This is a genomic window from Pseudomonas mandelii, assembly GCF_006438925.1.
Lineage (GTDB): Bacteria > Pseudomonadota > Gammaproteobacteria > Pseudomonadales > Pseudomonadaceae > Aquipseudomonas > Aquipseudomonas mandelii_C.
Genome location: NZ_RCZA01000008.1, coordinates 362,238 through 374,278 on the forward strand (window position 1 = coordinate 362,238; position 12,041 = coordinate 374,278).

A 12,041-nucleotide genomic window follows, 5' to 3' on the forward strand; every position below is an offset into this window, starting at 1 on the left:
CCGAGTCTAGGCGTGGGAAGGGCGGGGTGAACAGGATGATTGATCTTGGTGATGGAGAAGCAAAAGATCGCAGCCTTCGGCAGCTCCTACAGAGAAACACGATCCCCTGTAGGAGCTGCCGAAGGCTGCGATCTTTTGATCTTGCTTTTAAAGCCCGGGCATCCATTGCGGATGCCCGGTCCTATTTCTGTTTAACCAATGGTCATCAAGCTCGCATTACCACCCGCCGCAGCAGTGTTAACACTCAACGCCCGCTCAATCACCAGGCGCTCCAACGCAATGTTGGTCTCGCCTTGCGACAAGCCATGAACCCCAACAATCGCCCCGGCACGCTTGGCCACTTGCTGGCAGACCGCACGCAGCTGATCGGAATGGCCGTGATGCAGAACCGCATCAAACAGCACTTCGTCCTTGCTCCAGTCGGAGACCAGTTTGATCTTCGCCTGAACTTCCTTCGGCAGACGTGCGAACACGGCCTTGGTCAATTCAGCTTCCGGCCATACCGCCGAACCGCCGACGGCCAATACCGCCGCCAGTTGCGTCAGCAGATCGCCTTCAACTTCCGCCAGGCACAGCACGTGTTCGCGCGGCAGGATGGCGTAGCTGTTTCGTTCGCCGGTCGGGCCCGCCAGAACACGGGTGATCCCGCTTTGCGATTGCGCCGCGAACTGCACGCACAGGGTGCTCAAGCCGGCAAACTTGTTGCTGTCAGCCCAGGCTTGCAGGGCTTTCAGCGGTTTGCTCATGGCATCACGCAGACGAACGTCCGGTGCCGCGATGGCATCACCGCGAGCGAAGGATTGTTCGATCGCATCCGTAGGACGCGTCGACAGTAGACGGTACAGGTACAGCGGACCCCCGGCCTTCGGACCGGTGCCCGACAAGCCTTCGCCGCCGAAAGGTTGTACACCAACCACGGCACCGACGATGTTGCGGTTCACGTAGACGTTACCGGCGTTGACGTTGTCGATCACCTTGGCGATGGTCTCGTCGATGCGAGTGTGCACGCCCAAGGTCAGGCCGTAGCCGGAAGCGTTGATCTGACCGATCAGTTGATCGATGTCTTTGCGCTTGTAGCGAACCACGTGCAGCACCGGGCCGAAGATCTCCCGTTGCAGCTCGTCGAAGCTTTCCAGTTCGATCAGCGTCGGCATCACGAAGGTGCCGCGTTTGACTTCTTCGGTGTTGGCAATCGCCACCTGGTACACGCTGCGACCTTTGTCACGCATGCCCTGGATGTGTTTCTCGATGCCGGCCTTGGCTTCGGCGTCGATCACCGGGCCGATGTCTACGGACAGGCGCTCCGGGTTGCCGAGACGGCATTCCGCCATGGCACCTTTGAGCATTTCGATGACACGGTCAGCGGAATCTTCCTGCAGGCACAACACGCGCAGGGCCGAGCAACGTTGACCGGCGCTGTCGAAGGCCGAGGACACCACGTCAATCACAACCTGTTCGGTCAGTGCCGAGGAGTCGACGATCATCGCGTTCTGGCCACCGGTTTCGGCGATCAGCGGAATCGGGCGACCTTGAGCATCCAGGCGCCCGGCGACGTTGCGTTGCAGCAAACGAGCGACTTCGGTGGAGCCGGTGAACATCACGCCTTTGACCCGATCGTCGCCGACCAAGCGGGCACCGACGGTTTCGCCACGGCCCGGTAGCAGTTGCAGCACGCCTTCCGGAATCCCGGCTTCGAGCAGCAAACGCACGGCTTGAGCAGCCACCAGTGGAGTTTGTTCCGCAGGTTTGGCCAGTACCGGGTTACCGGCAGCCAATGCCGCAGCGACTTGGCCGCTGAAGATTGCCAGCGGGAAGTTCCACGGGCTGATGCACACCACCGGACCCAATGGGCGGTGGGCGTCGTTGGTGAAATCGTTGCGCGCCTGCACCGCGTAATAACGCAGGAAGTCCACGGCTTCACGCACTTCGGCGATGGCGTTGGCAAAGGTCTTGCCGGCTTCGCGAGCCAGCAGGCCCATCAGCGGCTGGATCTCGCCTTCCATCAAATCGGCGGCACGTTCCAGAATCGCGGCACGCTCGGCGGGCGGAGTGGCCTGCCAGATCGGTGCAGCGTTCAGGGCGCACTGGATCGCGTTGTCGACGTCTTCGACAGTCGCTTCCTGCACATGACCGACCACGTCACGCAGATCCGACGGGTTCAGGACTGGCGCAGGGGTTTCGGTGCTGGAGGCGCAACCGAGCATCGGCGCGGCTTTCCAGTGGTTATGAGCGGTGGCCAGCAGGGCGCAGGACAGGGAAGCCAGACGATGTTCGTTGGCCATGTCGATGCCGCTGGAGTTGGCGCGCTCGGCACCATAAAGATCACGCGGCAGCGGGATACGCGGGTGCGGCAGGCCGAAGCCGCCTTCCAGCGTCGCCATCTGCTCGATGCTGGCCACTGGATCGGCCACCAGCTCCTGGATCGAAATAGACTGGTCGGCGATGCGGTTGACGAACGAGGTGTTCGCACCGTTTTCCAGCAGGCGACGTACCAGGTAGGCCAGCAGTGTCTCGTGAGTCCCGACCGGAGCGTACACGCGGCACGGACGGTTCAGCTTGCCTTCGGAAACTTTACCTACAACCTGTTCGTACAACGGTTCGCCCATGCCGTGCAGGCACTGGAACTCGTACTGGCCGGGGTAATAGTTCTGACCGGCAATGTGGTAAATGGCCGACAGGGTGTGGGCGTTGTGCGTGGCGAACTGCGGGTAGATGACTTCCGGCACCGACAGCAGTTTGCGGGCGCAGGCGATGTAGGAAACGTCGGTGTACACCTTGCGGGTATAGACCGGGTAGCCTTCCAGGCCTTCGACCTGGGCGCGCTTGATTTCGCTGTCCCAGTACGCGCCTTTTACCAGGCGGATCATCAGGCGGTGACGGCTGCGGCGAGCCAGGTCAATCACGTAGTCGATCACGTACGGGCAACGCTTTTGGTACGCCTGGATCACGAAACCGATGCCGTTCCAGCCGGTCAGTTGCGGCTCGAAGCACAGGCGCTCGAGCAGATCCAGCGACAGCTCGAGACGGTCAGCTTCTTCGGCGTCGATATTCAGGCCGATGTCGTATTGCTTGGCCAGCAAGGTCAGCGACAGCAGACGCGGGTACAGCTCGTCCATCACGCGCTCGTACTGGGCACGGCTGTAACGCGGGTGCAGGGCCGACAGCTTGATCGAAATGCCAGGACCTTCATAAATCCCACGACCATGGGACGCTTTGCCGATCGAGTGAATGGCTTGTTCGTACGAGGCCAGGTATTTCTGGGCGTCGTGCTCGGTGAGTGCGGCTTCACCCAGCATGTCGTAGGAATAGCGGAAGCCCTTGGCTTCGAACTTGCTGGCGTTGGCCAGGGCTTCGGCGATGGTTTCGCCGGTCACGAACTGCTCGCCCATCAGGCGCATGGCCATGTCGACGCCTTTGCGGATCATCGGCTCGCCGCTCTTGCCGATGATGCGGCTCAAGGACGAAGTCAGGCCGGCTTCGTTGTGGGTGGCGACCAGTTTGCCGGTCAGCAGCAAGCCCCACGTGGCGGCGTTGACGAACAACGACGGGCTGTTGCCCAAGTGCGGGTGCCAGTTGCCGGTGCTGATCTTGTCGCGGATCAGTGCGTCACGCGTGCCTTTGTCCGGGATGCGCAGCAGCGCTTCGGCCAGGCACATCAGCGCCACGCCTTCCTGGGACGACAGGGAAAACTCCTGCAATAGGCCCTGAACAATTCCGGCACGGCCGCCGGCGCTCTTCTGATTGCGCAGTTTTTCGGCAATCGAGGCGGCCAGCTTGTTGGTGGCTTCGGCCATGGCGATCGGCAGGCGAGCCTGCTCGATCAGCATCGGCACCACTTCCGGCTCAGGGCGACGGTAAGCGGCGGTGATCGAAGCGCGCAGCACCGATTGCGGCAGGATGCTTTCGGCGAATTCGAGGAAGCACTGGTGCGCGTGGTCGGCATGGACTTCGCCAGCGTCGTCAGCATCTTTGCTGATCAAACCGCTCAGCTCGGTCAGGGTTGCACCACCCTCGAGTTTTTCCAGGTAATTGAAAATTGCCTGCTTGATCAGCCAGTGCGGCGTGCGATCAATCGAGGTCGCGGCAGCCTTGAGGCGCTCGCGGGTCGGGTCGTCAAGTTTGACCCCAAGGGTGGTGGTAGCCATATTTTTATCCTCATGTTTGCCACGACCGCGTGGCATCAGCTGGCGGCAAGATTAGCCGTGCAATCGTCGAGGTGCAACCGGGTGCAACCCTTTTTTTGTCGGAATAATACGCAGCTCGTCAGGAAATAAATTCCGGTACAAACGTACCGCTCCTGCTTGGTGCTTTTGCTTCTAGTAAACCCCCAGGACTGCGCTAAAAGGGAGCAAAAACAGGGCTTTTTCAGGTAAATCCGACTAGGTGCAACTTATTCTCAAAAAATGGGTTGCACCTTATTTGCTTTGTTGAATAGCATTCGCGCCCAAGGTGCAACCGGTCATAAAAGACCGGTGCACCGGCTGATGGCTTTCCTGGGGAAACATCAGTCATAAATGCGCGGGATCCCGAATCGTCTGTCAAACGTCATCGTTTGTGCGCGGTTCACCAGCCGCCGCTACATAAAAACAAAGCCAGGGCGACACTTAATGAGCGTAAGCAATCCAACCTTGATCACGTTCGTGATCTACATCGCAGCAATGGTGCTGATCGGCTTCATGGCCTATCGCTCCACCAACAACCTTTCTGACTACATTCTGGGCGGTCGCAGCCTGGGCAGCGTCGTGACTGCATTGTCCGCCGGCGCCTCCGACATGAGCGGCTGGTTGTTGATGGGCCTGCCGGGCGCTATCTACATGTCCGGTCTCTCCGAAAGCTGGATCGCCATCGGTTTGATCATCGGTGCTTACCTGAACTGGCTGTTCGTTGCTGGCCGTCTGCGCGTGCAGACCGAGCACAACGGTGATGCGCTGACCCTGCCGGATTACTTCTCCAGCCGTTTCGAAGACAAAAGCGGCCTGCTGCGGATCATCTCCGCCGTCGTGATCCTGGTGTTCTTCACCATTTACTGCGCTTCCGGCATCGTGGCTGGCGCCCGTCTGTTTGAAAGCACCTTCGGCATGTCCTACGAGACGGCGCTGTGGGCCGGTGCTGCGGCGACGATTGCCTACACCTTCGTTGGCGGTTTCCTGGCAGTGAGTTGGACTGACACCGTACAAGCCACGCTGATGATCTTCGCCCTGTTGCTGACGCCGATCATTGTGCTGCTGGCCACTGGCGGCATCGACACCACGTTCCTGGCGATCGAAGCGCAAGACCCAAGCAACTTCGACATGCTGAAAAACACCACCTTCATCGGCGTGATTTCGCTGATGGGCTGGGGCCTGGGCTACTTCGGCCAGCCGCACATCCTGGCGCGTTTCATGGCCGCGGATTCGGTCAAGTCGATTGCCAAAGCACGTCGCATCTCCATGACCTGGATGATCCTGTGCCTGGGCGGCACCGTGGCTGTCGGCTTCTTCGGTATTGCCTACTTCTCGGCAAACCCTGCCGTGGCCATGCCAGTGAGCGAAAACCACGAACGTGTGTTCATCGAACTGGCCAAGATCCTGTTCAACCCATGGGTCGCTGGTGTGCTGCTGTCGGCCATTCTGGCTGCGGTGATGAGCACTCTGAGCTGCCAATTGCTGGTGTGCTCGAGCGCCCTGACCGAAGACTTCTACAAAACCTTCCTGCGTAAAACCGCTTCCCAGGTCGAGTTGGTCTGGGTCGGTCGTGCCATGGTGCTGCTGGTTGCCTTGATCGCTATCGCTCTGGCTGCTAACCCGGAAAACCGTGTACTGGGTCTGGTCAGCTACGCATGGGCCGGTTTCGGTGCTGCGTTCGGTCCGGTTGTCCTGATCTCCGTGATCTGGAAAGACATGACCCGCAACGGCGCACTGGCCGGCATCCTGGTCGGCGCGATCACCGTGATCGTGTGGAAACACTTCGAACTGCTGGGCCTGTACGAAATCATCCCGGGCTTCATCTTCGCCAGCCTGGCGATCTACATCGTCAGCAAACTGGGCGAGCCGACTCACGGCATGCTCCAGCGCTTTGCGGCTGCCGAGGCAGATTTCCGCCTGAACAAGTGATCGGGATGAGCTAAGGCTCTGATCTTTCGTCGAACATGAAAACGGCCCGCTTCCTTATGGAGGCGGGCCGTTTTTTTTTGGTTTGGCGCCAGACCTGAGATGTTGAAGGTCCCCTGTGGGAGCGAGCCTGCTCGCGATGGCGTCGAGTCAGTCGACATCAATGTTGAATGAACAACCGCATTCGCGAGCAGGCTCGCTCCCACAGGGGTTGGTGGTGGTTTTGAGGGAAATGTCTGTAGCCATATACGCCGATTGGTGAAGGAGAAATCTCTAAAAAAGCAGGACAAATCTGATTTCCCTGTCCCTCCATCAATGCCCCTTGTCGCTCATGCAGAATCGCCCGCCTTCATTCTGCAGAGACACATCGGATGTTCGCTCCTGCCAATCAACCGCGTTTCACGTTGACGATCGACGGCGTCCAGAATGAGCTCAAGGTACTTGAGTTCACGGGCACGGAAGCCATCAGCCAGCCCTACCGTTTTGACCTGGAACTGGTCAGCGAACGGCCCGACATCGAGCTTGAAAGCCTGCTGCATCGTCAGGCATTTCTGAGTTTTGATGCGCAGGGTTCCGGCATTCATGGTCAGATTTTTCGCGTTGGCCAAAGCGATTCCGGCCAACGCCTGACGGGCTACCAAATCAGTCTCGTACCGCGACTGGCCTACCTTGGTCAGCGCATCAATCAGCGGATCTTCCAGCACAAAAGCGTGCCGGCGATCATCACGCAGGTCCTCAAGGACCACGGCATCCAGCGCGATGCCTTCGAGTTCCGGCTCGGCAGCGATTACTCCCCGCGTGAGTACTGCGTGCAATACGCCGAAAGCGATCTGGCGTTCATCCAGCGGCTGAGTGCCGAGATCGGCATTCACTACCACTTTCAGCACAGCCTCGACGGGCATCTGTTGGTGTTTGGTGATGACCAGACGGTTTTTCCTCGTCTGCCCGAGCCGACGCTATACCTGCCGGGCAGCGGAATGGCGGCGGATGCGCCGGCCATCAAACGTTTCAACGTGCGACTGGAAACCCGGACGACAGCGGTAACCCGTCGCGACTACGACTTCAAAAAACCTCGCCTGCAACTTGAAAGCCGCCTCGACAGCGAGCTGCGACCGGTACTCGAGGATTACCACTTCCCGGGCCAATTCACCGACCGCGAACACGGCAAGCATCTGGCCCAACGAGCACTCGAACGCCACAACGCCGACTTCCGTCAGGCCGAAGGTCGTGGCGACGAATCGGCATTGGTCAGCGGGCATTTCCTACACCTGGCCGAGCATCCGCGTCTGGCATGGAATGACCTGTGGTTGATCACCGAAATCGAACACCGTGGCCGCCAGCCGCAAGTGCTGGAAGAGTCGGTTACCAGCGACAGTCCGGATGATTTCCAGGGCTATCGCAATACCTTTCTGGCAACACCGTGGGACGTTTCGTTTCGCCCTCCACTCGGGCCGGAAAAACCACGCATGCTCGGCTATCAACCTGCCGTGGTCACCGGCCCGACCGACAGTGAAATCCATTGCGACGAGTTCGGTCGAGTCAAGGTTCAGCTCGCCTGGGACCGTGACGGTCAGCTCGATGAACACTCCAGTTGCTGGCTGCGCGTCGCCACCGGCTGGGCGCACGACCGTTATGGCAGCGTGATGATCCCGCGAGTCGGCATGGAAGTGCTGGTGGGATTCGTCGACGCCGATGCCGACAAACCGCTGGTGATGGGTTGCCTGCCTAACGCCGCAACCCCAGTGCCGCTCGATCTTCCCGCTGACAAAACCCGTAGCATTTTCCGCAGCCAGAGCAGTCCCGGTGGTGGCGGTTACAACGAATTGCGCATCGAAGATCGCAAAGGCGCCGAGGAAATCTACCTGCGCGCCCAGCGAAATTGGACCCAACACGTACTGAATGATCAACAAGTGCAGGTTGATAACGCCCGCAGCATCGTCGTCACCGGCACCGCTCGCCATGAGCTGAAGGCCGACGAGCAGCGCATCACCCATGGCCAGCGCCAGACCGAAGTGAAACTGGATGATCACCTGGTGGTGGTCGGTGACCGACACATTCGGGTGACCAGCCAGGCGCTGAATGCCAGTCAACAATTCCATGTCCGCGCCGGTCAGCAAGTGGTGATCGACGGAGGGTCCAGTGCGACGATTCAGGCGGGCGGGCAGTGGATCAACATTGGGCCGGGAGGGATCTTCAGCAGCGTACCGATTCAGGTCGGCGGCGCGTTGATGCCGGCCATGGCAGCCGCACCGTCCTTGCCGGATACGCCGTTGAAACTCGCCGCCGTCCCGGCGGCACTGCTAAGTGCCGCACAGATTCTGAGCCTGAAAAGCGACGCGCCGTTCTGTGAGGAATGTGAGCGCTGCAAGGAGGGTGTCTGTGCAGCCTGATGCCTTGTCACCCCACGCCTGGTTGGATCGCCAACCGCTCAAACCTTCCGAGCAGTTGTTCGCGGTTTTCAGCAACGCGAGCGGCGCTGAACCGTTCAAAGCCTGGCAGCGTTCGATTGCCGCTCAAGCGCCCAGTCCGATCTGGGCTGACACCGCTTACGCCGAGTGGGAACCGGTAATGCCCTATGTCGGAATCGTCGCTGCTGGCAGTGAGTTTCTGCAGTGGGTTGCCAACACCGAGTTTCGCGACTGGGGTTGGCTGGCGATTTCTTCTGCCCCTCAGGAGGTGTTGATCGAGCATCTTCGCTCCCTCACTCATGTCCTTTTGCCAAACGGTAATGCGGTGTTTTTCCGCTTCTGGGACGGGCGTTATTTGCTGCCGATTCTTCGGTCGGCCGAGGTCAACGCTATGCAGCTGATGCCGGTGATCGGGCGCTGTTTGATCAATGGCCAGTCGGTCGAAATCGGCGGTAATGCGCTGAAAACTTCTCGTGTTTTTCCATGGTGGGAAGTTTCCGAATCGCTGCTCAAACACCTCGCCGAAGAGTCCGCAACAACCCGCATCAACAACTTGGTGAAGTGGCTTAGCGAGGAGCGCCCTGATCTTTTTGAGGCGTTTTCCGAAAGCGTCTTGCGCCACAAGGTTGCGATCTTTCTTGAAACACCGGACCTGCCTCAAGCACCCAAAACAGCCTTGGTGGACTACCTGATGGCGGAGCTGAACTGATGGATCAGATTGTGCGTATCGAGCAGGAGCTCGACAGTTTCCCAAGCACCCTTTCTCTTTATCGCGAACAGTTGAAGCACTGGTTCAGTCGGGCGGCGGACAAGGCCAGTCACGCGGCTGATTTGCCTTCGTTGATGGGCATGGAACGGATCATTCGATTCGGCAGCACCAGCACAGCGGTGAGCAGTGGCGACGACGATTTTCTCTCCTCCGTGGTGCAGTGCCCAAAGGGTGGAAAGCTAGAGATAGAGAGCAAGTTTGAATCGGTTTATGACATCCCCGTGGGGAATATTCAGGTAGATGTGATTGCGCTTGAGAGCGGAGAGACGACGCTTGTCACGCTTGATGAAAATGGCAAAGGGACGTTCAAGGGGGACGAGGGCAAGTTCTACCGCATTCATGTCCACAACGAAGTCACACCGCAGCACGTTGAAGATCTTTTCTCTTCCTACAACGGGCTGACGAAGGAACTTGAGAAGTGGCTGCGTGATGAATGGAAGTCGTTTAAGCCGAAGTGGTCGGAATCTTCTTCGGTTGCTGTAGGCAATGGATTGCTCGCGGGAAGTTGGGCGGCGATCGAGGGCGTGTGGGACGGCATCGGCCTGCTTTCGGACATCCTCAAGGATCCCGGGAAGTTTGGTGAGCGGTTGGGCGAGAGCGCCACAGAGCTGAAGAACCTCGCGCAAACCGCCCCCGATGTCATGGAAAAAGCCCAGCTGCTAGCCAGTGACGAAGCGGCGCTGTGCCTGCTGTTACGCACCGCCAGCCTCTGGTTGGACATGCTGCCGCCCGGCGAGATCGCCGGCAAAACTGCCGAAGCCGTGTCGACGGTGGTGGTGCAGCTGTTGATCGACATCCTGATTGGCATCGTTCTGACGTTCGCTGCAGCAGGGGCCGGTATCGCCTATTTGACGATGCGGCTGGCTAATCGAGCTGCGCAATTACTCAGCGCTGTTCTGCGCCTCGTCAAAGCGATTTTCACGATCATCAACAGCTTCATCAGCTACGTCGACCGCTACAAAAAAGTCGCTGCCCGAGGCATCGCGGCCGGTATGAAAAAAGGCCGCATGCAGCTGCGGTGGGATGCCAGGCGCAACACCACGCTGAAAAAAGACGAACACCACGACAACGCCCCGGATCAGGCGAAAAACCCCAACGGCGACAGCGCCGATTCCGTTGATAGAACCGCGACCAATAAATGCCCGGTGTCGATGGTCACCGGCGAAGAACTGCTCACGCTGACCGACGGTGCGCTGGACGGCATCCTGCCGTTCGACTTCACCCGGCTCTATCGCACCAGCGCCGCCGAGATCGATATCGGCCTCGGGTTCGGCTGGAGTCACAGCCTCGCCCATCGCCTGGAAATCGACGGCGACACTGTCATCTGGATCGACCACGAAAACCGTCGCACCACTTTCCCGCTGCCAAACAGTGAACGCCCGGCGATCCACAACAGCCTGTCGCGGGCGGCGATTTATCTGGGCGATCAACCCGAAGAATTGATACTCGCCCAGGCTGGCGACGATGCGCGCTTCTATCACTTTCAAAACGGTCGGCTGACGACCATCAGCGACGCTTACGACAACCGCCTGCGCATCACCCGCGACCGGCAAGACCGCATCAACCGCCTCGACAATGGCGCCGGCCGTGCCTTGCGCTTGCGCTATGACCGCAGCCATTTGGTCGCCGTCGACTATCAGGTTTTTGTCCCGGCCCAGACCCTCGACGAGGCTTGGCACACCGAGCAGACACTGGTCAGTTACAGCTACGACGAACGCGATCAACTGATTGCAGCAACCAATGCCGCCGGCGAAAGCGAGCGCTACGACTACGACGATCAGCACGTCATCCTGCAGCGGCAACTGACCGGTGGGGCGAGTTTCTTCTGGGAGTGGGAGCGGTCCGGCAAGGCGGCCCGATGCATCCGACACTGGGCGTCGTTTGCGCAGATGGACGCGCGTTACGTCTGGGATGACGAGGGCAGCGTCACCGTTCAGAACATCGATGGCAGCGAAGAGGTTTACGTCCATGACGACTGGGCGCGGCTGGTGCGCAAGGTCGAGCTGGACGGCGGCGAGCACCTCAAGGCTTACGACGACAACGGTCGGTTGCTTGCTGAGCAGGATCCGCTCGGCGCCGTCACCGAATACCGTTACGACGAGGTCGGACGGCTTATCACGCTGATTCCGCCGGAAGACGAACCGACGGCTTACGAGTATCGCAACGGTTTCCTGCACGCACGGTTTCGCGGCAAAGCCGTGTGGAAATATCAGCGCAACGCCCAGGGTGATATCACCGAAGCGACCGATCCTGACGGTCATGTCAGCCACTATCACTACGACGAAAAAGGTCAGCTGCTGTCGATCCGCTACCCGGACACCAGCCGGCATGTGTTTGTCTGGAACGCCTTGGGGCAGTTGGTTGAGGAAACGCTGCCGGATGGTGGTGTGCGGCGGTTTTCCTACGATGCGATGGGGCGGCAGATTACCCGTCAGGACGAACACGGCGCCGTTACCCAGTACCAATGGGATGCCGTCGGCCGACTGATCCAGACGATGCTTCCCACAGGCGCCAGCCGCGCGTTCAGCTATAACGCCTACGGCAAGATCACCGCCGAACGCGATGAACTGGGTCGCGTCACCCGCTACGAATACGTCGACGACCTGCACCTGGTCAGCCGCCGCATCAATGCCGACGGCACCCAGCTGAAGTACCGCTACGACAACGCCCAGCTGTTGCTCACGGAAATTGAAAACGAATCCGGTGAAAAATATCTCCTGGACTACACGTCCAATGGCTTGATCCGACAGGAAAGCGGATTCGACGGCCAACGCA

The 12,041-nt window shown here is 59.5% G+C and carries 5 protein-coding genes; 4 read left to right on the forward strand and 1 reads right to left on the reverse strand.

Annotated features, from left to right (window positions below):
- Window positions 1–191: 191 nt before the first annotated feature.
- Window positions 192–4,145, reverse strand: a complete 3,954-nt coding sequence (gene putA, locus EAH74_RS20565; RefSeq protein ID WP_140680734.1) for a trifunctional transcriptional regulator/proline dehydrogenase/L-glutamate gamma-semialdehyde dehydrogenase — start codon at window positions 4,143–4,145, stop codon at window positions 192–194.
- A 462-nt stretch (window positions 4,146–4,607) separates the two neighbouring features.
- On the opposite strand from putA, the gene putP reads away from it, so the two are divergent.
- The 4 genes from putP to EAH74_RS20590 all read left to right on the forward strand — a co-directional run.
- On the forward strand, window positions 4,608–6,092 hold the full coding sequence (gene putP, locus EAH74_RS20570; RefSeq protein ID WP_140680736.1) for a sodium/proline symporter PutP: 1,485 nt from the start codon (window positions 4,608–4,610) through the stop codon (window positions 6,090–6,092).
- 368 nt (window positions 6,093–6,460) lie between these two features.
- Window positions 6,461–8,479, forward strand: coding sequence for a type VI secretion system tip protein VgrG (locus EAH74_RS20580; protein ID WP_140680738.1), 2,019 nt, complete (start codon window positions 6,461–6,463; stop codon window positions 8,477–8,479).
- The gene (locus EAH74_RS20585) at window positions 8,469–9,206 is read left to right on the forward strand and encodes a DUF4123 domain-containing protein (protein ID WP_140680740.1); all 738 of its coding nucleotides are present in this window, start codon (window positions 8,469–8,471) and stop codon (window positions 9,204–9,206) included. Before EAH74_RS20580 ends, EAH74_RS20585 begins: the two co-directional genes overlap by 11 nt.
- Window positions 9,206–12,041, forward strand: a 2,836-nt coding sequence (locus EAH74_RS20590) for a DUF6531 domain-containing protein (protein WP_140680742.1), incomplete at its 3' end; no start/stop codon positions are given. The genes EAH74_RS20585 and EAH74_RS20590, both read left to right, overlap by 1 nt.

Bases quoted from the DNA above. Each gene is read 5' to 3' on its own strand.
- putA (WP_140680734.1), bottom strand. From the start codon at position 4,145: ATGGCTACCACCACCCTTGGGGTCAAACTTGACGACCCGACCCGCGAG.
- EAH74_RS20580 (WP_140680738.1), top strand. From the start codon at position 6,461: ATGTTCGCTCCTGCCAATCAACCGCGTTTCACGTTGACGATCGACGGC.
- putP (WP_140680736.1), top strand. From the start codon at position 4,608: ATGAGCGTAAGCAATCCAACCTTGATCACGTTCGTGATCTACATCGCA.